This window comes from Psychroserpens sp. BH13MA-6, from assembly GCF_052983595.1.
The window spans coordinates 334037-357014 of sequence record NZ_JBRJGE010000003.1; the positions used below are offsets into that span (position 1 = coordinate 334037).

Sequence of the window (22978 nt, forward strand, 5' to 3'; positions counted from 1 at the left end):
CCTTATGGAACATTTGGTCGTCTTAACAGGAGCGGGAATTAGTGCTGAAAGTGGCATTAAAACATTTAGAGATGCAGATGGTCTTTGGGAAGGTCATGATGTGATGGAGGTGGCAACACCTCAAGGATTTTATAACAACCCGCAATTGGTTTTAGAATTTTATAACCAACGACGACGCCAATTACTGGAGGTCGAACCCAATAGCGCTCATAAAGACCTAGCCAATTTGGAAGATCAGTTTAACGTGAGTATCATCACACAAAATGTGGATGATTTGCATGAAAGAGCTGGCAGTAGTAAGGTTACCCATCTGCATGGTGAATTGTTAAAAGTAAGGAGTACGGTCAACCATGAATATGTACAATCATGGACCAAAGATTTAAAATGGGGAGATCAATGCGATTTAGGCCATCAATTAAGACCTCATATCGTCTGGTTTGGAGAAGACGTCCCAATGATTGAAACTGCGATGGATATTTGTGCGCGTGCAGACAAACTGCTTATCATTGGCACCTCTATGCAAGTATATCCTGCTGCTGGATTAATAGATTATGTACCACCTAACACACCCATTTATTTTATTGACCCAAATCCTGCAATTCATCAGATTCCAAATCTTACAGTTATTGCTGAAACTGCCACCAATGGGATGACCCAATTTAAACAACTGATGATGGCAAATGATTGAGAAAGCGCTTAAAAAAGGACAATCTTAATCATCCTCAGACAGACTAAAAAAGTCATTGACTGGCTTTTTGAATACTTCCGATAGCTTTAATGCTAAAACCGTTGAAGGGACATACCTATTGGCTTCAATAGAATTAATGGTTTGTCGAGATACGCCAATCCTTTTTGACAAGTCTTCTTGCGTTAAACTCAATATGGCACGTTCTACTTTGATGGTGTTTTTCATCAGCGATTTCTTTTTAATACTTCAAAAAACATGATTTGTACGAGCAACATAAACCATAAGACTTGAAAATAACTAAAGCTATCTTTGACATTAGAATCCACAATGACAAGATGGACTAAATAATTGACAGCAGGTTGAATCAAAGCATATAAGACGGCACAAATAAAAGCCAAAGCATATGACTTTCCTCTTAAGGAAGCAATCATTTCATCTTCGTCTTTATCTCTAGCCAATGATATCAATAGGAATCCGACGAGCAGACCTCGCTTTAACATGGCACGCATCCACTCTGGTTCATGATCAACCAACTTTAAAACAAGCAATCCAGCAAATAAAGTAAACGCAATAAAAACACCTCTCTTTTTCCAAACATGTGATAATTGAAATTTTGACCAACGCTCTAACCTCGAACGCTCACAGTCTAATAACTTTTCTGAATTCATAAGTGACAAATATATTTTATAATAAGTAAAATTATTTTTACTATATGACAAATATACTTTACATTTTAAAATTAGACAAAAAAAAGAGGCTAAAAAAAACATCTTTAAATAATAAAATCCTGTCTGATAAACAGACAGGATTTTACCCCTAACTAAACTAAATTTTAAACCTTAATGCGTCCGCTTAACTACAACATTAAGATTACCTACTTATGATTAAGAAACTATCTAAGTTCCTATCTGTTTTATATACGTGTGGTTGAATATATTTGGATGTCGGACGTGTAAAAAAAATTATATTTTTTTTGCTTCTTCCCAGAAAACGTCCATTTCTTCTAGGCTCATCTCACTTAAAGGCTTCTTCAAATCTTTCGATTTTTGCTCTAAATACTGAAATCGTTTCATGAATTTTTTATTGGTTCGCTCTAAAGCGCTTTCAGGATCCACTTTTAAAAAACGCGCATAATTGATCATAGAGAAAAGCACATCTCCAAACTCGTTTTCGATAGCTTCTTGGGAACCTTGATTCACTTCTTCTTGAAGTTCACTAAGTTCTTCTTTCACTTTATCAAACACTTGATGTGGCTCTTCCCAATCAAATCCAACACCTGCCACTTTATCTTGAATACGGTTGGCTTTAACCATAGCTGGTAGACTTTTGGGCACACCTTCAAGAACGCTTTTCTTACCTTCCTTTAGTTTTAATTGTTCCCAATTTCGTTTGACATCAGCCTCATCATTGACTTCAACATCACCGTATATATGTGGATGCCTATCGATTAACTTATCACAGATGGTATGACAGACATCGGCTATATCAAAGGCTTTTGTTTCACTACCAATTTTAGAGTAAAATACAATATGAAGTAGCACATCACCAAGTTCCTTCTTGACCTCATCTAAGTCATTGTCCAAAATGGCATCACCCAATTCGTAAACCTCTTCAATAGTTAAATGACGTAGTGATTGGAGTGTTTGTTTTCTGTCCCAAGGACATTGCTCTCGCAATTCGTCCATAATCGTGAGCAAACGTCCGAACGCTTTTAATTCTTTTGTTTTATCTGACATGATTCAAGTTTAAGAATCAAAAATACAATGCATTAGTGTTGATTAAGTCCTCAAACCAACATTTAATATGAACAATCTATTAACGAGGTTTATTCCTCTTCGTCAACAGCAACCGCTTCACCTTCATCAATCGCTCCCAGCATGTCATGCTGATGAAGCAAATTGTACCATTGTACGATTTTTTTAATATCGCTGGCATACACGCGATCCTCATCGTAATCTGGCAACACAGAGAAAAAGTATTCTTCTAATGTATCTTTAGAATCCTTGTGACTTATAGAAGTTTTCTTTCCGTCTTCTTTTTCACGTATCTTCTTAAAGACTTCTTTCAATGGGAGTTCTTCAGTAAGGGTATACACGGCGATTTCACTCAAAACGCTAATGTTATTATGAATATTCACCGATACTTTTCTTTGATCAATCAAAGATTCGGCTACAAAACCACTTCTGGTTTGTGCTACAATTTTATATAATCCTGGCTTCCCAGAAATGGATAATATTTTATCTAAACTCATAGTATTTATCTTTTTAGTATGATCAGATTAACGTTTTTTCTTCATTGCAGGAAAACGCATCTTGTAATCTACTTTTATTTTTCCTTTGGAAATATTTGTCAATTTCCCTTTAATTAACCGTTTTTTTAAGGTGGATAATTTATCTGTAAACAAAACACCTTCAATATGGTCGTATTCATGCTGCACAACTCGCGCTATCAAACCATCAAAAACTTCCGTATGAGATTTGAAATTTTCATCTTGATATTTGATCGTTATTTTAGGTTGTCTGAAAACATCTTCTCGAACATCAGGAATACTTAAACAGCCTTCGTTAAAAGCCCATTCATCACCTTCCTCTTCTAGAATTTCAGCATTGATAAAAACACGCTGGAAATTTTTGAGTTCCTCCTGCTCTTTCTCACTAAATTCTTCATCCTCAGAAAACGGTTCAGTATCGACTAAAAACAAACGGATCGGTAATCCTATTTGAGGTGCAGCCAATCCAACACCATAAGCACCATACATGGTTTCTCTCATGTTTTCAATAAGCGTATCCAATTCAGGATAATCCTTGGTAATAGGTTTTGCTTTCTTTCGCAATATAGGGTCGCCGTAGGCAACAATAGGTAATATCATGCTATAGTCATTTTCGAGTGCAAAAATACAATTCTTATTATTATTTGAGAATTTTTATGATTGATTATACAGATAACTTTGAAGAATGATAGTCGCACTTATTTCATCTACTAAGCCCTTATCACGTCTTTTCTTTTTTTTCAAGCCACTATCAATCATCGTTTGAAATGCCATTTTAGATGTGAACCGTTCGTCAACTCTCTTAATTGGTATGTTTGGCATTGCTGCTGATAATTTTTTTAAAAATTTTGAAATGGACGCCTCGCTTTCAGACACTTCATTGTTCATCTGCTTAGGCTCACCAACAATGATGAGCGCGACATCTTCTTTCGAAATATAAGATTTCAAAAAAGTGATGAGCTCCTTTGTGGCAACCGTTGTTAATCCAGATGCGATTATTTGCAACTCATCCGTTACTGCTATTCCTGTACGTACCGTTCCGTAATCTAAAGCTAAAAGTCTTGCCATTCTGCAAAGGTAAACCATTATCAACAAAAAAACTCTTCCCTGATAAACAAAGAAGAGTTTCAAAATATGCAACTATTAATTAAATCCATGTGACCGTTCACTCTCTACCTTAAACGGTACATTTACTAATTTGACACCAACCAATAAGAAAAGTCACATGAAATCACTGAAAAAAAAAGCCTTCCAAAAATTGGGAAGGCTCATGATTGCTATTAATTATATGGGTATATAAAGCTAGTCATAATTTAAAACCAATATTAAGACACCGTTTTTTAACAAAAGTCACAATGTCTTTTAAAAAAGAAAACCCTCCAAAGGGAAAAGGAGGGTTTTCACAAAAATTAGCTATTAATTATCAATAATTCTAGGCATTAATTATTAGGGAACATACCTAGATACTAATAATTCACATTAATTAAGACACGGCATTTTTTGATAGGTCACATATATTTTTATTTATTTTTTAGCTCCTAACTTCATGGTATAAATTATACACTTATATTTGTGCTAATAGCAGATATTTAAGCATGGAACAACTACAGAAAAACATAGAAGACGCTTGGAACGATCGATCGTTATTAAGCAACCAAGTGACCATAGATAGCATACGAAGTGTTATTGACCTATTAGACGAAGGTGCCTTAAGGGTAGCAGAACCAAGTAAAGATGGCTGGCAAGTTAATGAGTGGGTAAAGAAAGCCGTTGTACTCTATTTTCCTATTCAAAAAATGGAAACCTTGGAAGCCGGTATTTTTGAATATCATGACAAAATTCCTTTGAAACGCGATTATAAAAACAAAGGGATTCGGGTGGTCCCAAATGCCGTAGCACGACATGGTGCTTATATTTCATCTGGAACCATCTTAATGCCGAGTTATGTAAATATTGGCGCTTATGTAGATGAAGGGACGATGGTCGATACATGGGCAACCGTTGGAAGTTGCGCACAAATAGGAAAAAACGTACATCTTTCGGGAGGCGTTGGTATTGGTGGTGTTTTAGAGCCTTTACAAGCAGCACCAGTCATCATTGAAGATGGGGCGTTTATTGGATCTCGCTGTATTGTCGTGGAAGGTGTTCGCGTAGAAAAGGAGGCGGTATTAGGAGCTAATGTGGTGTTGACCATGAGTACTAAAATCATTGACGTTACTGGTGATGAACCAGTTGAAACAAAAGGTGTTGTCCCTGAGCGCTCGGTTGTGATTCCTGGAAGTTATACGAAATCTTTTCCTGCAGGAGAATTTCAAGTGCCATGTGCTTTAATAATTGGTAAGCGCAAAGAGAGTACGAATAAAAAAACATCGCTAAATGATGCCCTACGTGAATATGATGTAGCTGTCTAAAAAATAATTTAACGCTTATAGCTTTGAAAATCTTAATCATACAGCAAAAGATGATTGGTGATGTGCTCACCACAAGTATTTTGTTTGAAGCTCTTAAAGCTGAACATCCCGATTCGGAATTACATTATGTAATCAATTCTCATACATATCCGGTTGTAGAACACAATCCCTATATTGATAAATTCTTGTTTGTGACTCCTAAAATGGAACATAGCAAACCTCAATTTTTCAAGCTGCTTACCACGATAAAAAAAGAAAATTATGATGCCGTTATAGATGTCTATTCGAAATTTTCAAGCAATTTGATGACGAAGTTTTCAGGAGCAAATATCAAAATTTCAAAATATAAGTGGTACACATCATATTATTATACTCACACATTTAAAGAGGCTAAAACGCCTAAAACAAATGCTGGTTTAGCGATTGAGAATCGCTTACAGCTTTTAGAGCCGCTCTGCCAAAATATACCGAGTTCTATCCAGCCAAAAATATATTTAACAGCCGAAGAAATCGAACAGGCTAAAAACCTCATGACACAAGGTGGTATCAATTTTTCTAAACCGATATTCATGATTAGTGTTTTAGGAAGTGGTGATCAGAAAACATATCCTTTACCGCATATGGCCAAATTGATAGATACGATTGTAGAAGTGACTAACGGACAAGTACTATTCAATTACATCCCAAAGCAAATTCATGAAGCCAAAACCGTCTACAATTTCTGTAAGCCTCAAACAAAGTCTCATATCTATTTTGACATTTTTGGTAAAAGCTTAAGATCTTTTTTAGCCATAACCTATCACTGTACGTCATTAATTGGTAATGAAGGTGGTGCAGTAAATATGGCCAAAGCTCTTGGCATTCCTACATTTACAATATTTTCACCTTGGATTATGAAAGAAGCCTGGAATATGTTCGAAAACGGCACATCCCATGTATCAGTGCATTTAAGAGATGTTAAACCTGAGCTTTATGAACATAAATCCTTAAAGGAAATGAAGAATGATGTAGTGTCATTATACCAAGTTTTTCCACCTGAATTAATCATTCCAAAACTCACCACCTATTTAAGACAGTTTTAAGATTTTCTAACTGACAATTAGTCTACACGCTTGATGCCATGCCTTGTTTTTGTTAGTTTCTCTTTTTTCGTTGTTGCTCTAATTTTAAGATTCTTCTCAATCATTTCAGGCTTTACATAACCTCTTTCATGATCTAAATGCAAACAAATAGCACTATAGCGTAGCTGTTTCGCCTTTATTCCTGCATTAAACAAACGTTCTCCTAACTCACGATCTTCTCCACCATACTGCATGCGCTCGTCATAACCATTAGCTGCAAGAATATCACTTTTAAACCCTGAGGCATTATGACCATTCCAAGTGGCTGTGGTTGGAGTGAATTTATTCAGTAATTTTTGTTTGAAACCAGTTGCGGTAATTTTGTTATTCTTAAATGACGATTTAAGTCCGTGTGATTTCAACCACTTGATATTAAAGCATTGTTGTGTTTCAATATCCTCTTTGGAAATAAGCTGACTGATACGCATTGGGAGCTTAAAATAACCTCCAGATAAAAAATATCCCTTTTCACTATGAGTCATATGAGTGGCGATAAAATCTTGTCTCGCAATACAATCGCCATCGGTATAAATTAAATAAGGGGCTTTTGCTGCCACCGTAGCTTTGTTTAGAATTATCGTCTTTTGAAAGCCATTATCTTCATGCCATATGTGCTGAATAGGATAACTTAATTGATTCTGAAGTGTGGTTATCATTGATTTTGTGTTATCGTCAGAGCCATCGTCAGCGATGACCACCTCAAAATCCTTGAACGTCTGATACTCATAACTCCAAAGAACTTTCTCCAACCATTCTGGATGATTGTAGGTACTGATTATAACCGAAACTTTAAATGTGCTCATTGGCACAAAAATAGCTATTTTTGTCTAACCTTAACAGCGAACATGATTAAACTATCTGGTGTTATTATTACCTACAATGAAGAGCTAAATATTGAGAAATGCTTAAAGTCGCTAATCAATGTTGTTGATGAAATTGTTGTGGTAGACTCCTACTCCACAGATAACACCAAAACCATTTGTCAGAATTACAAAGTGACGTTTATCGAACAATCATTTCTTGGGTATGTAGAACAAAAAAATTTCGCTCTCACCATGGCATCCCACGATCACATCGTTTCGCTTGATGGTGACGAGGCCTTATCTGAAACCCTCCAAAAATCGATTCTTTCGCTTAAATCCGATTGGAAGCATCATGGATACACTTGCAATCGATTCAATAATTTTTGCGGACAATGGATCAAGTATTCTGATTGGTACCCTAATAAGAAACTCCGTGTCTTTGACAGACGCCAAGCTTCATGGTCTGGAATTAACCCTCATGATCACATTGTTTTGAAAGACAGGAATGACAGAGTTGGACATCTGAAAGGTGATATTTTGCATTGGACTTACCAGAGTTATTCAGAATTTAATCTTAAAACAGAGCACTTTTCAACGATTGCTGCCAAAGCCTATTTTGATTTAGGAAAAACGGCACCTCTATGGAAAATTGTGTGTAATCCCGCTTGGGCCTTTTTTAAAGCTTATCTATTGCGCTTAGGTTTTTTAGATGGTTTGAACGGTTTGGTGATTTGCGTACAAACCGCCAACATCACATTTCTGAAATATACAAAACTCAGGGAACTAATTAAGAAAACGTAATCAAGATTTCCAAAATTTCAGTTGCTTTTTCAAGCGTTTCTTTCTTCGGTATTTTTCTTGAAATTCATTCGTGAATTGCCACATCATTTTAAACACAGTATCATAATTCTCTCCCGAACATTTGGCATATTCATCACTCATGATCTCTACCATGAATTTATGGGTTGTGAGTTTGGCAAAATTTTTAACACGTGTTTCTAAGTCCATGGCCTTGAATTCCATGCGATTCAAATCCACTAAGTAAAATTCATAAGCATCATTGACTTTCTTTATCAACGTATTTCCAGGAGAATGATCTAAAAAATGTACTTGCTTCTCATGTAACCGATAGGTAAATCTCGTAAAAGCTCGTAAAATGCCTTCATGGTCTGGGTAATCAAAATTAGTTGTTAATTCCCGATAGGTTAAATCACAATCCAGCTGTTCACTAATGTAATAACTATTCTTAAACAGCAGTGCTGTTTTAAACTCATAATAGGCCACCGGCTGTGGTGTCCCAATGTCTAAGCTTTGTAACCATTTGGCATATTCAAAAGATCGTTGCGCTTTACTCTTTCGTAAAAATCGATAAGCAAATTGATTGATGATATTAGGGATTCGAAAGGACTTAACATTTAAGGTGGTATCGTCCAATTGAAATAACTTTAAAGAATTCCTATCCTGATTTCCAAAATCTTCACCCTTGGTATCAAAATGCACAATACAATCATCTAAAAAAGCTTGATGATGATAAAATTTCTCATGTATAACCTGTGATCTATTCATTTAAATACTTATCAATACCATGGTCGCACCAAACTGTTTTATTTTGAACTGCATCAACTTCCATTTGATGGTTCATTTCTAGTTTGTCTTTGGGTTTTTCATAATGGTAAATGTGATATATAATCGCGATGTTTTTGAGTCGGCGATTTCGCAATCCATAATTATGAAAACGTCTACCTAATTCAGAATCCTCTCGTCCCCAGCCTTCAAAATCTTCATTATAACCATTTACCGCAATAAAGTCATCTCTATGAAATGACATATTACACCCTCTATTTTTTAAATTAAAGCCTTCATCTTCTTTATAAAATTTACTTAAGAGTGGTAGATATAAAGCTCTACCTCTTTTTTTAAGTCCTTTTGAAAACATATGAAAGCGAAGTTTTTGCTTTTTGAATAATGTTTTTAAATACGATTCTTTTAAAGACACGCGACTGCCAGAAAGATAGACACCTTTTTTAGCATAACGCATATGATCTTTAATAAATGATGGGTGCATAATGCAATCACCATCTACTTGAATGATATAAGGTCCTTTTGCTTTGGCTACCGCCTTATTAATAATCATAGATTTACGAAAGCCTTTGTCTTCCTGCCAAACATGATGAAGTGGGATATCGAATCTTTCTCTGAAATTGTCAATCAATACTTTAGTCTCATCAGTAGAACCATCATCTGCAATGATCACTTCAGAAGGTTTCTCTTTCTGAATTAACACACTTTTCAGCACCAATTCAAGAGCTTCTTTCCAGTTGTAAGTTGAAATGACTAAAGATGCTTTCATGGATGATTTTGTTTCTCTATGGCAAAACTACAACTTTTAAAAATTTCGGTTTTAAAAGTCGGTAGTGATCTTAAATCTTTTTTTGGTTACTTTGTAAACTAATAATTATTGAAATAACATTAATGAGGTTATTACAAATCACAGCATCTCCTGTTTGGCGAGGTCATGAACAAAAAATCATATACTTATACGAGGCTTATCGCGATAATAACAATGTGGAAGACCAATGGATTGTCTGTGCTAATAACACGCCTATTTATGAAGTTGCCGTAGAAAAAGGCATGCAAGTTATTGGATTTGATTTTAAATCAGAATACGATTTTAAATTCGCCAAACGTTTAGCGACAATCGTAAAAGAAAAAAATATTGACGTTGTGTTAATGCACAACAGCACAGCTCATACACTGGCTGTTTTATCTCATAAATTCTATAAAATGTCGGCGCCTTTGGTACTTTGTAGAACCTTGATCAGACGTGTAGACACGAATGCCCTCAGAAAATGGAAATACAACTACAAAGGGATTAAAAAAATTCTATGTGTGTCACAAGCGGTTGTTGACGTCTTAAAATTTGCAGTTAAAGACCATACAAAACTGAGCATTATTGGAAGTGTTACTGATATCTCAAAATTTAAAAAGCAAGCACCAAATGGTATGCTTCATCGGGAGTTCAACATTCCTGAAGATTACAAATTGATAGGCAATATCGCGGCATTCACCGGTTTTAAAGATCATTATACTTGGGTAGATACTGTAGCTCTCCTAGTAAAAAGAGCCAGTGTCAAAGCCAAATATGTTTTAGTTGGTATTGGAGAACTCGAGGAAGAAATCAAACAATATGTTGCTGACAAAGGGCTCTCTGATCATATTATATTTGCTGGATTTCGTAAAGACATACCAGAAATTTTGCCAGAATTTAACCTCTTTATGTTTACTTCAAATAATGAACCTACAGGAGGTGTATTACTAGAATCATATGCCTGCAAAGTCCCAATTGTTGCTGCTAATGCTGGAGGAATACCTGAAGTGGTTGTTGATAACAAAACAGGACTGTTAGCCGAAGTGGGTAATCCTGTCGATTTTGCAGACAAGGTCGAATTATTGATCAACGACGAAAAACTACAAAACGAATTAGTAAAAAACGGCTATCATCATTTAAAAGATAATTTCACAAAAGATGTGATTTCCAAAAAGTTTTACGACGAATTAAAAACCATTGCAGACAACTATGAAAGGTAAAAAGGTATTATTCATCACGTTTGACCTCAGCGGTTACTACGACCATATTTCAGAAGGACTTAAGGAGCATTTTGAGGATGTCGAATACCATAATGTGGCATTTATAAAATTTAAATACAAGTCTATTGGACAACGTATCCACGCCTTTTTTTACAAACTCATCAAAAAGCAAAAGTTAAAAAATTATTACAAATTAGAACCTATAGTGAAGTCTACGGAAGGCAAAATGTATGACTATATCATTATGGTGAGACCTGATTTATTTTTTGACACTCAACTATTAACTCTGAAGTCTAGAACACGCCACTTTATTGCTTATTACCATGACTCTATCAATAATATTCAACGGAAAAAGGAAGTCATTCATTTTTTTGATAAAGTTTATGCCTATGAGAAAAAAGATGTAGAGCAACACGATTTACAATTTCTCTCGAATTTCATTTATTTAGATCAGTATACACAAAAACCTTCGGAAACTTATGATGCCTTTACCATCATGTCTAAGGATTACCGTCTAAATACTTTGGAAGCTGTAGCTAAGTTCTTCAAAAAGAATCATATTAGTTATAAGTTCTTGGTGCACTCAGATAAGCAACAACCACCTTCTGAGTATGTCGATTTTATTACCAAACGACAAAATAACCAACAAGTTCTGGAACATATTAGTGGTTGCAAAATCATCGTGGACATCCATAAATACGGGATTCAAGATGGATTGACATTCAGGGTGTTTGAAAGTCTATTTTTTCAGAAAAAATTAATCACATCCAATCAAGATATTAGAACCTACGAATTCTATAATCCTAACAATATTATGGTCATTGAACCTGACAGTGACATTGATATTCCGATGTCTTTTTTCAACACGCCTTACGAAGCATTGCCTGAAGCTATCTATCAAAAATACCACTACACGAGTTGGATTAAAACCTTATTGAGCTAAATGGTATCGCCACATGTTCATACCGAAGTTAGTAACGCCTTGAATGTTCTAAAACAAGGTGGACTCATCTTATACCCTACAGACACCGTTTGGGGCATTGGATGCGACGCCAGTAATTACGAGGCTGCTCAAAAAGTATATCAACTCAAGAAAAGAGATGATTCTAAAGCATTAATCTGTTTAGTCAACAATTATCGCATGCTCGAAAAACACGTCGATAATGTTCCTGAAATGGCCTATACCATTTTGGATGTAGCTATCAAACCAACCACCATCATTTATGATCATCCTGCGGGAATTGCGGAAAACTTAATTGCTCCAGACAACACCTTAGCCATAAGAGTTGTGAAACACCGTTTTTGTGAAGAACTAATCAAGCAACTTAAAAAGCCATTGGTTTCTACTTCCGCAAATATTAGTGGACAACCTACGCCAAAATCATTCGAAGAAATAAGTGATGATATTTTAAAAGGTGTGGACTATGTCGTAAATTTGCAAAACGAAAAAAAAGAATCACAACCATCGTCAATTATTAAATTAGGCAATGATGGTATTGTTCAGATTATACGATCATAAATAGTGACTTCAATTTACTGAAATGAATTACGAAAAAGCGCTTAAACACCCTGTTTTTAAGGTGATATCTAAATCTGCTGAAGAGCTAGAATTAGACGCTTATGTTATTGGAGGCTTTGTACGCGATTACATTTTAGAACGTGGTGAGCATAAAGATATAGACATTGTCGCTGTTGGTAGCGGTATCCAATTGGCTAAAAAAGTCGCGCGAAATTTACCCAACAACCCGAAGGTGCAAATATTCAAAACCTATGGTACCGCCATGTTGCCATTTGATGATATTGATATTGAGTTTGTCGGTGCACGCAAGGAATCTTATACTGAGAATAGCCGAAATCCAGTGGTAGAAAATGGGTCACTCGAAGATGATCAAAATCGACGTGATTTCACGATCAATGCGATGGCCTTGAGTTTGTCTCCCAAAAATTTCGGGCAGTTACTCGACCCTTTCGGCGGCATGCAAGACCTAAAGTCGAAAATTATTAGAACACCTTTAGATCCAGACATCACCTACTCCGATGATCCGTTGCGTATGATGCGTGCGATCCGAATTGCGACACAATTAGGTTTTTCAATTGAGCAAGCCTCTTTAAAAGCAATTACTAAAAATAAGCATCGGATCAAAATCATTACGAAGGAGCGTATAGTTGTAGAATTGCACAAAATTCTGGAAACCAAAAAGCCTTCCACTGGTTTCCTTCTGTTAGAACAAACTGGGTTATTAGATTATATCCTTCCAGAATTGATGGCGCTAAAAGGCATCGATGAAGTTGAAGGTCAAACGCACAAGGACAATTTTTACCACACCTTGGAAGTTGTGGATAATATTGCTAAAACCACAGATAATCTATGGTTACGCTGGGCGGCATTGCTACATGACATCGGCAAGGCACCGACCAAAAAATTTAGCAAAAAAGTGGGATGGACGTTTCATGCACACGAATTTGAAGGTGCTAAAATGGTATACCATTTGTTCAAACGCCTAAAAATGCCCTTAAATGATAAAATGAAGTTCGTTCAGAAAATGGTTTTTATGAGTTCGCGTCCCATCGTTTTGGCTCAGGATATTGTGACCGATTCAGCCGTGAGACGACTCGTATTTGATGCTGGTGATTATGTTGAAGATTTAATGACGCTTTGTGAAGCAGATATTACCACTAAAAACCCTAAGAAGTTTAATAAATATCACAATAATTTTAAGATTGTCCGACAAAAAATTGAAGAAGTAGAAGCACGGGATCATGTGCGCAACTTTCAACCACCAATTTCAGGCGAAGAGATTATGAAGACTTTTAACTTAAAACCTTCACGAGAAATTGGTAAAATAAAAGAATCAATTAAGGAAGCTATTCTAGAAGGAGATATTCCGAATGACTATGAAGCAGCCTATCAATTAATGCTGAAAGAGGGAGAAAAACTAGGCTTGAAAAAGGCTTAAACATCATGGTGAAAATCGTTAGAACGAATTTTAAAAACGAGGATTTTAAAACGTTGGTACGTCAATTAGACGCCTATTTAAAAATCACGGATGGTGATGAACATGATTTTTACAATCAGTTTAATGGTATCGAAGTTTTAGATCACGTAGTGGTGGCCTATTTAAACAATGAAGCAGTAGCTTGTGGTGCCTTTAAAAAAATTTCAGATTCGACTGTTGAAATAAAACGGATGTTCACCAAATCTGAACGCAGAGGACAGCAATTCGCTTCTAAAGTATTGAATACGCTAGAAGATTTGGCAAAGGAATTACAATTTAAATCCTGTGTTCTTGAAACTGGTATACGTCAAAAGGAAGCCGTAGCTTTCTATAAAAAAAATGGCTATCAATTAATTCCAAATTATGGGCAATATATAGGAGTTGACAATAGCTTATGCTTTGAAAAAGAAATATAAGTGTTATGAAAAAAGACAATAAAAAAGTCATTTATTGGTTGCTTACAGGTTGTGTTTTAATCTTTATCATGGTCGTCGTTGGAGGCATTACTAGGCTCACACACTCTGGCCTATCTATCTCTAATTACAAACTTATTTCTGGCACCATACCTCCTATGAACGACGTTGAATGGCAAGAAGCCTTTGACTTGTATAAGCAATATCCAGAATATCAAAAGCTCAATACACATTTTGAATTACAAGACTTTAAAGATATTTATTTTTGGGAATGGCTGCACAGAGTTATTGGTCGATTTATCGGTCTTGTTTTCATCATTCCATTTTTATACTTTTTGATAAAAGGTCAATTAACCAAACCTACCATTAAAAAAAGTATCATTCTACTTTTCCTCGGAGGCTTTCAAGGATTTTTAGGTTGGTACATGGTAAAAAGTGGTTTGATAGATAATCCAGATGTGAGTCACTACCGATTGGCAGCGCATCTCACTACGGCCTTTCTGACCTTTGCATACACCTTATGGGTGGCTTTAGATTTGATATTTCCGAACAAAAAAGATATTGAAAAAGGGGTTCGGAACTTTATAAGAATCGGACTGGTGGTATTGATTTTTCAAATCATCTATGGTGCTTTTGTAGCTGGCTTAGATGCTGGTTTTATTCATAATCACTGGCCTCTAATGAACGAAGGCAAAATCATGCACGAAACGGTTTATATTGAGCAACAACCGCTTATCCGAAATTTTGTTGAAGGTAAAAGTGGCGTTCAATTTGTTCATAGAGTTTTTGCGTTTGTCGTGGTATTTTTTATTATCGCAATTTGGCTAAAAGCACGTCAACTTATTCTCACCAAAAACCAAGTTATCGGATTAAATCTTTTGCTTTTAGGCGTGACAATTCAATTTTTATTAGGAGTCCTAACCATTATTTATGCTGTACCTGTTTGGCTAGGCGTAGCGCATCAAAGTGGCGCATTTTTATTACTCTCAGCCATGGTTTTTACCCTCCATCGCTTTAGCAAATAACTTAAAAAGATTATTTTTGCACTATGATTTACAGATTCAGAGTCATCTTAGATAACGATACAGAAGACGATATATTTAGGGATATTGAAATTAGAGAAACCGATTCTCTTGAAGATTTACACAATGCCATCACACAATCCTTTGGTTTTGATGGTCTTGAAATGGCCTCTTTTTATCTCAGTAATGATGATTGGGAACAAGGCGAGGAAATTTCCATGTTTGATGTAAGTGAAGGTGCCAATGCAGTGCGTCTCATGAACGAAACTATTCTAAATGAAGTGACCCACGAAGCACAAACCAAACTCATTTATATCTATGATTTTTTGAGCATGTGGACATTCTTCGTTGAACTAGCTGAAATTGTTGATGAAGCTGAAGGGACCGATTACCCCAACTTAATGTTTGTTCACGGTCAAATTCCAGATGCCGCTCCTGAAAAAGCCTTTGAAGCCGAGAATTTCGATGACGGATTTGATGAGTTTGATGACGACATTGATGTGGATGATTATGATAGTCTTGACTTCGATGAAAACTGGAACTAATCACCTCTCAAAATGAAGGATGTCTCATTTTACCTTGAAGAGGGTGTTCATCATATTCTCGATCTGAATGGCTTAGATCATTTTTTCTTTATTTTATCCTTTTGCCTATTAAACACGTTTAAGGATTGGAAAAAAATTCTTGGTTTAGTAACCGCTTTTACACTAGGGCATTGCCTGACGCTTTTTCTGTCAGGTATGGACATACTTACGATTGACAAAGGTACCGTCGAAATGCTTATTCCAATAACCATACTATTAAGCTGTATCAATAACTTTTGGTATTTATTAACCGAAAAATCAAGGAAACAACAAATCAGCATAACCTATATTATCCTATTAGTATTTGGACTTATTCACGGTCTAGGATTCTCTAATTATATTAAAATGATGCTTTTTGATGACGAATCATTGGTCTTGCCATTACTCGGATTTAATATAGGGATTGAGGTTGCCCAGTTGCTCATAGTTATTGGGTTTTTGGCCATAATCTCTTTGTTCGAGCTCCTATGGAAATCCCAAATTAAATGGGTGCGATTCGCCGTGAATCTTATCATTTTCATTCTGGTATTACTAATGCTATTTACGTAAATTTTGCTTTCTAAAAGAAATTCTTCATGTTGATGCCTTGATAATTTCGTTTTACAAAATCTAAAGCATGGTGTAAGATCTCTCCCATAGATTGACTTTTTCTGAAAGCCATATCATGAGTGTATGCATAAATTTCCTCTTTCAGCATATCAATATGTTTCGGAATCGATATCGTATCGCTCTTCATACAATCCAATAGCTCTCCTATTCTATCTTGATAACTTATCATCCGTCGTGCGACAATAGAACGCTCCTCAATTTTATATTGATCAATAGATTCTTTTTGTATGCGCTCACGCACCAACGCTACCATTTTAAAATTCTCTTTAAAAAACTGTGGACGGTAAATTTTTAATTTGCCCTCATAACACTGCTGATCAAAATCAATAGCACGAATTTTAAAGACCACATGATCAAAATCATGTGTAGGAACGATGACATAATTGTAAGATCGCATATCGCCCAATAAACGAATCATACATCGTTCATTAAATTTCACAAACTCCTTAGCGATTTGAGATTTCTCGGAGGAGTTACATTCTGGAAGTTGATGCTTTATAAATTCATCACCAGGAATACCAGCGATGTGCTCTTCAATTAAGGTATCCTTATACACCAAAAAATTCAAGTTATAAGGTGACAACATATGCTCAAGTTCTAATCCGTAAATTCTTGAAGCATCGGCTTTTTTCACATAGAAATAGGTGTAATTATCATTTAACACATTACGAACTTTCACTCGAAAAGGCTTCGAATTTCCAAACGTGCAATAATCGATGGCATCAATACTTAAGTATTTGAAAATAGTTTCGTTACCATCTGAAATAAGATTGGAATAGACACGTTTCAGACTTAAATCAATTTCGACACGTTCAAATTCATTATAATAAACTCGTATCCATAAGGTATCCTCATCATTTTTATCATAAACCACCACAGACCCTTGAAATCGCAATAAGTCATCATAAAAAATGGGCAATCGGATATTCCTATTGTACTCCTGTAAATAATCGTGTAGTTTTTTATTTACCGGATACGAAGGCTTCTTTTTTGAGATTTTTAAATCTTCCATAGCATTAAAATTGTTCTAATTTAAGGTTTTCTTCCATACTTTGTAACAATAATTGTTTTAGTTCGTCGTATTAGTAATCAACCACTGCTGAAGCTTTTCAGTAGAAAAAATCAATCAAATTTTGGATGCAATTTTAACCATTAATAATCTCACCAAAAAATTTGGCAGGCTTACGGCTGTCAAAGATTTATCGTTCACCATCAACAAAGGCAATGTCTACGGTATTTTAGGACCCAATGGAAGTGGTAAATCTACAACCCTCGGAATCGTCCTAAATGTTGTGAATAAAACGGAAGGAGATTTTCATTGGTTTGACGGAAACACCACAACTCACGATGCCCTGAAAAAAGTTGGAGCTATTATAGAACGTCCTAATTTTTATCCGTATATGACGGCTTATGAGAACCTAAAATTGGTATGTCGTATAAAAGGCGTCTCAGAGTCAAAAATAAATGAGAAGTTAGAGATTGTAGGACTTCTAGATCGAAAAGGTCACAAGTTTAAAACCTATTCTTTAGGGATGAAACAACGTTTGGCAATTGCTTCCGCCCTTTTAAATGATCCTGAAATCTTAATATTAGATGAACCAACCAATGGTTTGGACCCTCAAGGAATTCATCAAATTCGACAAATCATTAAGGATATCGCTGCCACTGGAACAACCATCCTGTTGGCATCACACCTTTTGGATGAAGTGGAAAAAGTTTGCTCTCATGTTGTGGTCCTTCGGAAAGGTGAGAAATTGTATTCAGGACGTGTAGATGAAATGATATCTAGTCATGGTTTCTTTGAATTAAAATCTGAAAACCATGATGCACTCATTAAAGTACTTGAGTCTGATGATGCCTTCGGAACGGTTAAAGTTGAGGCAGGATTAATCACCGCTTTTTTAAATGAGCCAATGGAAGCTCAAACCTTCAATAAACTCATGTTCGAAAACGGCATCATTCTATCGCATTTGGTGAAACGTAAGGAGAGTTTGGAACAACAATTTTTACAACTTACCGACAACAATTAATCATCAATCTAAAGACTTCTGAAATAACATTCAGAAATAAAATCAACCACCATGCTTCGATTATTACAACTAGAACTTCAAAAATTATTGCTCAATAAAGCGAGTAAGGTTCTTATATTTATATCCTTTATTTTACCATTTTTTGTGATTGTCCTTTCGTCATTACGTATTGACTTTTTCGGATATTTCACACTAGAACTGGGACATTACGGTCTATTTAATTTTCCAATTGTTTGGCACATCACCACATTCTTTGCAGCTCAATTTAAGCTCTTCTTTGCTATTGTTGTTGTAAGTATGATTGGAAATGAATACAGCAATAAAACCATCAAGCAGAACCTTATTGACGGACTAAGCAAAAAAGAATTTGTCTTATCAAAATTCTATACAATCGTATTCTTTTCGGCGGTTGCCACTATCCTAATATTTCTTATTTGCTTGTTCATCGGATTATATTACTCGAGTATTGACGAATTTAATTTGATCTTTAGAGGCACCGAGTTCCTACTCGCCTACTTTGTAAAATTGGTTGGTTTTTTCAGTCTATGTTTGTTTTTAGGTATGCTATTAAAACGATCGGCTTTTGCCTTAGGCTTTTTATTCATCCTATTTATGTTGGAATGGATCATTTTCTGGATTGTATCGTGGCAAATCAATAGCGACGTTGCTTGGTCTATTCACAATTTCATGCCTTTACAATCTATGTGGAACTTGATAGACCAACCTTTCCAGCGTATTGCCATTTCTAAAGTCCCTAGTGGTGAGGTGGCGATGTATGATTTTGCTGTGCATTGGTACGAAATCGCTATTGTCTTGGGTTGGACTGCCATATTCACCTTTTTATCGTACAGATTGTTAAAAAAGCGAGATTTATAATATCTTTAGTGACGAAGTAGTAGTTTTATAACTGCAAACAGACAATGATCAAAATTTCCTGCTCATTTTTTGAGGAATTTTAGCATTGAATCTGTTGTATACACAGAGCTACGAATTAATTGCTAAAGATTACATGAAAAAGAATACCGTTTTATTAATTATGACGCTGTTTTGTGTTGCCCACACATTTAGTCAGCAAGAAGCTTCTAATTGGTATTTTGGGCAAAATGCAGGACTAAGATTTAATGCAGGTAATGGCACCGTTACTGCGATAACAGACGGACAACTTAACACTTTGGAAGGTTGCACATCTATATCAGACACCAACGGAAACCTACTATTTTATTCAGATGGAAGAACCATCTGGAACGCGATTCACCAGCCAATGGCAAATGCCAACGAAGGTTTAGGAACAGGTCTTAAAGGCGATGATTCTAGTACATCTTCTGGATTGATTGTTCCCAAACCACAAGACCCTAATTTATATTATATTTTTACGGTAGATGAGCCTCATCACTTTAATTCGTCAAGCTTTCCTAATGACGTAGATGGTGATGGCGTAAACGACGGACTTACCTATTCACTGGTCGATATGACGTTAGCTGGCGGATTTGGTGATGTCGTGGATACAGAGAAAAATATTCCACTGATTACATACGACACAACAAATCCAGATGAAGTAGATTACAAATGTTCTGAAAAAATTACAGCCGTAAAAGCAGATGATTGTTCGTCTTTCTGGGTCATCACCCACTTTGTAGATAAATTTTATGCCTTTAAAGTAGATATAAATGGCGTAGATCCCAATCCGGTTATTTCAACCGTTGGGCAAACCGTACCTGTCTCAGGCTATCGCAGAAATGCTTTGGGCTATATCAAAGCATCTCCAGATGGGTCTAAGCTTGCGGTTGCACATTTTGGATTTGCTACAGTCACTGCAGGCGATGCTAGTGGTGGTGTCTACCTCTATGATTTTGATAATGATACGGGAGTAGTATCTAACGAACTAGAGCTCTATGGGCCAGAAAATGGTGATAGTCCCTATGGTGTTGAATTTTCTGCAGAAAACAGAAAAATCTATGCCTCGGTTGGAGAAGGCATCCAAGGAAATGGTGCAAGTAGTATTTTTCAATGGGATTTAGAAAGTACAGATATTCCCAATTCGATTGAGTTAATTCATTTTTCAAATTCCTTGAGTGCAGGAGCCTTGCAACTAGGAATTGACAAACGAATTTATAGGGCTCAAGTCAATTTTGCTAATTTTAATACATCAGGAAATTTTATTGGTGTCATTAATAATCCAGAGGCGAATGGTTTAGCTTCCAATTATGACGAGAACGGTGTGTTACTCGATATCAATGGTGGTTTTCAAAACTTAAGTAGAATTGGGCTACCGCCTTTTATCCAATCGTTATTCAACTCACAAATAGATATTATCCAAAATGGTATTAGTACCACTGAGCTAAAATTATGTGTTGGTGAAAGCTATACGTTAATGGCTGAAGACGTTCCAGGTGGCACCTACACTTGGTCTAAAGATGGTATAGTACTTTCTGAAACTACGTATGAATTATTTGTGGATGAGCCTGGATTTTATCAAGTCTTTATTGAACCCAACAATGGTGAGTGCCCTATCGAAGGTGAAGCTGTCGTTGGAATTTTTGACATCCCTACAGCAACGCAGCCTCAAGATATCATTGCTTGTGACAGCACAACAGTTTCTATATTTGACCTTACGAGTCAAGACTCAGACGTCCTTGACACACAAGATCCCTTAGATTATACAGTGCGTTATTTTAGATCACAAGAAGATGCTGATAATAACGTTGATGAAATTATTGGTGATTTCTCAAATACTGAAAACCCACAAACCATTATTGCTCGTGTTGAAAACAATAACAATCCAAATTGCTACGCAACAACATCATTCAACGTGCAGGTGTTTGTCAATCCCGTTATTAATACCTTAGATGATATTGTCGTTTGTGACACCGATTTCAACGGTGATAGTATGGATGGTATCACTACCTTAGATTTGGTGTCTTTAAACGATGGCATTCTAGGAAATCAAGATGACACCCTGTTTACTGTAACCTATCATCCAACTCAGCAAGATGCCGATGATAATACGGCAGCATTTTCATCGCCATATACAAATACATCTCCAAATACGGAGACCATTTTTGTAAGAGTGGAAAACAACCTAAATACGGATTGTTACACAACTGACTCCTTTCTATTAACCGTGAATGATGCTCCAGAAGCTATCGATGCCACCATCATTCAATGTGACGAAGACGGGATCCCAGAAGGTTTTACCCTTTTTGATCTAAATCAGGTATTTGATGATATTACAGGTGGTGCTCCCAATAGATCGATCGCTTTTTATGTGTCGCTCAACGATCTAGAAAATGATGAAGATGAAATCGATGCGAATGCTTTTGAAAATTATTTCAATCCACAAATTTTGTATGCCTTAGTAACCAATACGGTGACCGGTTGTACAAATATCGCCGAAGTAACGCTAGAGGCTGCCTCTACAGCTTCAAATGATACCGCTTTAGAAGCATGTGACGACGACGGAACCGAAGATGGTTTATACAATTTTAATTTAAATGATACGCTAGACAGTATTCTATTTGGATTACCTAACGATTTAGAGGTGTCCTTTTATGAAACTTATAATGAGGCTTTAATAGAAGATAATCCGCTAGGCACTAATTTTACGAATACCACACCGTATAACCAGACCATTTATGCGCGTGTTGAAAATATGAATGCCTGCTTCGGAATTAGCGAAATAGAACTAACTGTTTTTGAATTGCCCAACATTATTACGGAAGAAACCCTATTTTATTGCTTAAATGATTTTCCGCAAACCATCACACTCACTAGTGGCCTAATAGACGATATCCCAAACAATTATTATTACGATTGGTCTACAGGAGACGATGAATATGAAATTGAAGTAAATGAACCCGGAACATATACTGTGAGAGTCACATCAACTGATGGCTGTTTTAAGGACAGAACCATCAACGTTTTGCCTTCTGATATCGCCACGTTCACCGACATTGAGGTAACAGATGCCTCGTCTAATAATACGATTACCGTTTTTGTATCCGGTGAAGGTGTATATGAATATGCGCTCGATGATCCAAGTGGGCCTTATCAGGAAAGCAATATTTTTGAAAATGTGAGTTTTGGTTTTCATACCGTTTATGTGAAAGATATTGAAAACAATTGTGGCATTGTTGAAGACATTGTTTCGGTCATTGGCTTTCCGAAGTTTTTTACACCTAATGGCGACACCTACAATCCTTATTGGCAGGTTAAAGGCATTTCTAGAGATTTTCAAGCGAATTCTCAAATTCTCATTTTTGATCGTTATGGAAAATTACTCAAAGAATTGGATCCTTTAGGTCCAGGTTGGGACGGAACAGTCAACGGCTTTAATATGCCGGCAAGTGATTATTGGTTTGTGGTCACACTTGAAGATGGTAGAACTTTTAAAAGCCATTTTGCTCTAAAACGTTAATCAATAAATAACAATAGTTAAAGTGTAAAA

The 22978-nt window shown here is 36.0% G+C and carries 25 protein-coding genes; 15 read left to right on the top strand and 10 right to left on the bottom strand.

The annotated features are described in order from the left end of the window. Positions 1–4: 4 nt before the first annotated feature. Positions 5–688, top strand: a complete 684-nt coding sequence (locus ACU8DI_RS08490; protein WP_447112337.1) for an SIR2 family NAD-dependent protein deacylase — start codon at positions 5–7, stop codon at positions 686–688. A gap of 24 nt (positions 689–712) precedes the next feature. Here ACU8DI_RS08490 and ACU8DI_RS08495 read toward each other — a convergent pair whose 3' ends face one another. The 6 genes from ACU8DI_RS08495 to ruvX all read right to left on the bottom strand — a co-directional run bounded on the left by ACU8DI_RS08495 (position 713) and on the right by ruvX (position 4025). Continuing rightward, entirely contained in the window at positions 713–913 is a 201-nt protein-coding gene (locus ACU8DI_RS08495; RefSeq protein ID WP_447112338.1) for a helix-turn-helix transcriptional regulator, read from the bottom strand. Next, positions 913–1356 (bottom strand): hypothetical protein, encoded by a 444-nt coding sequence (locus ACU8DI_RS08500; RefSeq protein ID WP_447112339.1) that lies wholly within the window; start codon positions 1354–1356, stop codon positions 913–915. Before ACU8DI_RS08500 ends, ACU8DI_RS08495 begins: the two co-directional genes overlap by 1 nt. Before the next feature lie 294 nt (positions 1357–1650). After that, positions 1651–2424: a nucleoside triphosphate pyrophosphohydrolase gene (mazG, locus tag ACU8DI_RS08505; protein WP_447112340.1), complete on the bottom strand. Its 774-nt coding sequence runs from the start codon at positions 2422–2424 to the stop codon at positions 1651–1653. A gap of 89 nt (positions 2425–2513) precedes the next feature. Further along, positions 2514–2939 (bottom strand): DUF5606 family protein, encoded by a 426-nt coding sequence (locus ACU8DI_RS08510; protein WP_447112341.1) that lies wholly within the window; start codon positions 2937–2939, stop codon positions 2514–2516. 27 nt (positions 2940–2966) lie between these two features. Next, positions 2967–3557, bottom strand: coding sequence for a peptide deformylase (def, locus tag ACU8DI_RS08515; RefSeq protein WP_447112342.1), 591 nt, complete (start codon positions 3555–3557; stop codon positions 2967–2969). A gap of 54 nt (positions 3558–3611) precedes the next feature. Beyond that, the gene (ruvX, locus tag ACU8DI_RS08520; RefSeq protein WP_447112343.1) at positions 3612–4025 is read right to left on the bottom strand and encodes a Holliday junction resolvase RuvX; all 414 of its coding nucleotides are present in this window, start codon (positions 4023–4025) and stop codon (positions 3612–3614) included. 527 nt (positions 4026–4552) lie between these two features. On the opposite strand from ruvX, the gene ACU8DI_RS08525 reads away from it, so the two are divergent. Both ACU8DI_RS08525 and ACU8DI_RS08530 read left to right on the top strand, forming a co-directional pair. After that, positions 4553–5368 carry a 2,3,4,5-tetrahydropyridine-2,6-dicarboxylate N-succinyltransferase gene (locus ACU8DI_RS08525; RefSeq protein WP_447112344.1) on the top strand — a complete coding sequence of 272 codons (816 nt, stop codon included), beginning with the start codon at positions 4553–4555 and terminating at the stop codon, positions 5366–5368. A 23-nt stretch (positions 5369–5391) separates the two neighbouring features. Beyond that, complete coding sequence (locus ACU8DI_RS08530) at positions 5392–6450, top strand: glycosyltransferase family 9 protein (protein ID WP_447112345.1); 1059 nt, start codon at positions 5392–5394, stop codon at positions 6448–6450. 17 nt (positions 6451–6467) lie between these two features. Here ACU8DI_RS08530 and ACU8DI_RS08535 read toward each other — a convergent pair whose 3' ends face one another. Further along, positions 6468–7292: a glycosyltransferase family 2 protein gene (locus ACU8DI_RS08535; RefSeq protein ID WP_447112346.1), complete on the bottom strand. Its 825-nt coding sequence runs from the start codon at positions 7290–7292 to the stop codon at positions 6468–6470. A 42-nt stretch (positions 7293–7334) separates the two neighbouring features. On the opposite strand from ACU8DI_RS08535, the gene ACU8DI_RS08540 reads away from it, so the two are divergent. After that, the gene (locus ACU8DI_RS08540; protein ID WP_447112347.1) at positions 7335–8093 is read left to right on the top strand and encodes a glycosyltransferase family 2 protein; all 759 of its coding nucleotides are present in this window, start codon (positions 7335–7337) and stop codon (positions 8091–8093) included. Here ACU8DI_RS08540 and ACU8DI_RS08545 read toward each other — a convergent pair whose 3' ends face one another. Together ACU8DI_RS08545 and ACU8DI_RS08550 are read right to left on the bottom strand one after the other, a co-directional pair. Next, positions 8094–8858: a lipopolysaccharide kinase InaA family protein gene (locus tag ACU8DI_RS08545; RefSeq protein WP_447112348.1), complete on the bottom strand. Its 765-nt coding sequence runs from the start codon at positions 8856–8858 to the stop codon at positions 8094–8096. It lies immediately after the preceding gene. Beyond that, complete coding sequence (locus tag ACU8DI_RS08550) at positions 8851–9642, bottom strand: glycosyltransferase family 2 protein (protein WP_447112349.1); 792 nt, start codon at positions 9640–9642, stop codon at positions 8851–8853. The genes ACU8DI_RS08545 and ACU8DI_RS08550 overlap by 8 nt, the downstream gene beginning before the upstream one ends. A 122-nt stretch (positions 9643–9764) precedes the next feature. Between ACU8DI_RS08550 and ACU8DI_RS08555 the strand changes: the two genes are divergently transcribed. From ACU8DI_RS08555 to ACU8DI_RS08590, 8 genes are read left to right on the top strand one after another with little or no spacing between them, the layout of a single operon-like run. After that, positions 9765–10880: a glycosyltransferase family 4 protein gene (locus ACU8DI_RS08555; protein ID WP_447112350.1), complete on the top strand. Its 1116-nt coding sequence runs from the start codon at positions 9765–9767 to the stop codon at positions 10878–10880. Further along, positions 10870–11823: a hypothetical protein gene (locus ACU8DI_RS08560; RefSeq protein ID WP_447112351.1), complete on the top strand. Its 954-nt coding sequence runs from the start codon at positions 10870–10872 to the stop codon at positions 11821–11823. The genes ACU8DI_RS08555 and ACU8DI_RS08560 overlap by 11 nt, the downstream gene beginning before the upstream one ends. Beyond that, entirely contained in the window at positions 11824–12399 is a 576-nt protein-coding gene (locus ACU8DI_RS08565; RefSeq protein ID WP_447112352.1) for an L-threonylcarbamoyladenylate synthase, read from the top strand. A gap of 22 nt (positions 12400–12421) precedes the next feature. Further along, on the top strand, positions 12422–13837 hold the full coding sequence (locus ACU8DI_RS08570) for a CCA tRNA nucleotidyltransferase (protein ID WP_447112353.1): 1416 nt from the start codon (positions 12422–12424) through the stop codon (positions 13835–13837). Between the two features lie 5 nt (positions 13838–13842). Continuing rightward, positions 13843–14292, top strand: a complete 450-nt coding sequence (locus ACU8DI_RS08575; RefSeq protein ID WP_447112354.1) for a GNAT family N-acetyltransferase — start codon at positions 13843–13845, stop codon at positions 14290–14292. Between the two features lie 5 nt (positions 14293–14297). Beyond that, positions 14298–15314 carry a COX15/CtaA family protein gene (locus ACU8DI_RS08580; protein WP_447112355.1) on the top strand — a complete coding sequence of 339 codons (1017 nt, stop codon included), beginning with the start codon at positions 14298–14300 and terminating at the stop codon, positions 15312–15314. 23 nt (positions 15315–15337) lie between these two features. After that, positions 15338–15856, top strand: coding sequence for an IS1096 element passenger TnpR family protein (locus ACU8DI_RS08585; RefSeq protein WP_447112356.1), 519 nt, complete (start codon positions 15338–15340; stop codon positions 15854–15856). Between the two features lie 12 nt (positions 15857–15868). After that, entirely contained in the window at positions 15869–16444 is a 576-nt protein-coding gene (locus tag ACU8DI_RS08590; RefSeq protein WP_447112357.1) for a HupE/UreJ family protein, read from the top strand. A 10-nt stretch (positions 16445–16454) separates the two neighbouring features. Here ACU8DI_RS08590 and ACU8DI_RS08595 read toward each other — a convergent pair whose 3' ends face one another. Next, positions 16455–17516, bottom strand: coding sequence for a hypothetical protein (locus ACU8DI_RS08595; protein ID WP_447112358.1), 1062 nt, complete (start codon positions 17514–17516; stop codon positions 16455–16457). 121 nt (positions 17517–17637) lie between these two features. On the opposite strand from ACU8DI_RS08595, the gene ACU8DI_RS08600 reads away from it, so the two are divergent. The 3 genes from ACU8DI_RS08600 to ACU8DI_RS08610 all read left to right on the top strand — a co-directional run bounded on the left by ACU8DI_RS08600 (position 17638) and on the right by ACU8DI_RS08610 (position 22948). Continuing rightward, a complete protein-coding gene (locus tag ACU8DI_RS08600) occupies positions 17638–18534 on the top strand; it encodes an ABC transporter ATP-binding protein (protein ID WP_447112359.1) in 897 nt (298 codons plus the stop codon). A 51-nt stretch (positions 18535–18585) separates the two neighbouring features. Beyond that, positions 18586–19410: an ABC transporter permease gene (locus ACU8DI_RS08605; RefSeq protein WP_447112360.1), complete on the top strand. Its 825-nt coding sequence runs from the start codon at positions 18586–18588 to the stop codon at positions 19408–19410. 133 nt (positions 19411–19543) lie between these two features. Then, positions 19544–22948: a T9SS type B sorting domain-containing protein gene (locus tag ACU8DI_RS08610; RefSeq protein ID WP_447112361.1), complete on the top strand. Its 3405-nt coding sequence runs from the start codon at positions 19544–19546 to the stop codon at positions 22946–22948. Positions 22949–22978: the final 30 nt, after the last annotated feature.

Excerpts from the sequence above, each read along its gene's own strand:
- ACU8DI_RS08595 (WP_447112358.1), bottom strand. The coding sequence starts at position 17,516 with ATGGAAGATTTAAAAATCTCAAAAAAGAAGCCTTCGTATCCGGTAAAT.
- ACU8DI_RS08490 (WP_447112337.1), top strand. The coding sequence starts at position 5 with ATGGAACATTTGGTCGTCTTAACAGGAGCGGGAATTAGTGCTGAAAGT.
- ACU8DI_RS08570 (WP_447112353.1), top strand. The coding sequence starts at position 12,422 with ATGAATTACGAAAAAGCGCTTAAACACCCTGTTTTTAAGGTGATATCT.
- ACU8DI_RS08495 (WP_447112338.1), bottom strand. The coding sequence starts at position 913 with ATGAAAAACACCATCAAAGTAGAACGTGCCATATTGAGTTTAACGCAA.
- ACU8DI_RS08500 (WP_447112339.1), bottom strand. The coding sequence starts at position 1,356 with ATGAATTCAGAAAAGTTATTAGACTGTGAGCGTTCGAGGTTAGAGCGT.
- ACU8DI_RS08590 (WP_447112357.1), top strand. The coding sequence starts at position 15,869 with ATGAAGGATGTCTCATTTTACCTTGAAGAGGGTGTTCATCATATTCTC.
- ACU8DI_RS08545 (WP_447112348.1), bottom strand. The coding sequence starts at position 8,858 with ATGAATAGATCACAGGTTATACATGAGAAATTTTATCATCATCAAGCT.
- ACU8DI_RS08580 (WP_447112355.1), top strand. The coding sequence starts at position 14,298 with ATGAAAAAAGACAATAAAAAAGTCATTTATTGGTTGCTTACAGGTTGT.
- ACU8DI_RS08525 (WP_447112344.1), top strand. The coding sequence starts at position 4,553 with ATGGAACAACTACAGAAAAACATAGAAGACGCTTGGAACGATCGATCG.
- ACU8DI_RS08610 (WP_447112361.1), top strand. The coding sequence starts at position 19,544 with ATGAAAAAGAATACCGTTTTATTAATTATGACGCTGTTTTGTGTTGCC.
- ACU8DI_RS08540 (WP_447112347.1), top strand. The coding sequence starts at position 7,335 with ATGATTAAACTATCTGGTGTTATTATTACCTACAATGAAGAGCTAAAT.
- ACU8DI_RS08510 (WP_447112341.1), bottom strand. The coding sequence starts at position 2,939 with ATGAGTTTAGATAAAATATTATCCATTTCTGGGAAGCCAGGATTATAT.
- ruvX (WP_447112343.1), bottom strand. The coding sequence starts at position 4,025 with ATGGCAAGACTTTTAGCTTTAGATTACGGAACGGTACGTACAGGAATA.
- ACU8DI_RS08555 (WP_447112350.1), top strand. The coding sequence starts at position 9,765 with ATGAGGTTATTACAAATCACAGCATCTCCTGTTTGGCGAGGTCATGAA.
- ACU8DI_RS08535 (WP_447112346.1), bottom strand. The coding sequence starts at position 7,292 with ATGAGCACATTTAAAGTTTCGGTTATAATCAGTACCTACAATCATCCA.
- ACU8DI_RS08550 (WP_447112349.1), bottom strand. The coding sequence starts at position 9,642 with ATGAAAGCATCTTTAGTCATTTCAACTTACAACTGGAAAGAAGCTCTT.
- ACU8DI_RS08605 (WP_447112360.1), top strand. The coding sequence starts at position 18,586 with ATGCTTCGATTATTACAACTAGAACTTCAAAAATTATTGCTCAATAAA.
- def (WP_447112342.1), bottom strand. The coding sequence starts at position 3,557 with ATGATATTACCTATTGTTGCCTACGGCGACCCTATATTGCGAAAGAAA.
- mazG (WP_447112340.1), bottom strand. The coding sequence starts at position 2,424 with ATGTCAGATAAAACAAAAGAATTAAAAGCGTTCGGACGTTTGCTCACG.
- ACU8DI_RS08560 (WP_447112351.1), top strand. The coding sequence starts at position 10,870 with ATGAAAGGTAAAAAGGTATTATTCATCACGTTTGACCTCAGCGGTTAC.
- ACU8DI_RS08575 (WP_447112354.1), top strand. The coding sequence starts at position 13,843 with ATGGTGAAAATCGTTAGAACGAATTTTAAAAACGAGGATTTTAAAACG.
- ACU8DI_RS08565 (WP_447112352.1), top strand. The coding sequence starts at position 11,824 with ATGGTATCGCCACATGTTCATACCGAAGTTAGTAACGCCTTGAATGTT.
- ACU8DI_RS08585 (WP_447112356.1), top strand. The coding sequence starts at position 15,338 with ATGATTTACAGATTCAGAGTCATCTTAGATAACGATACAGAAGACGAT.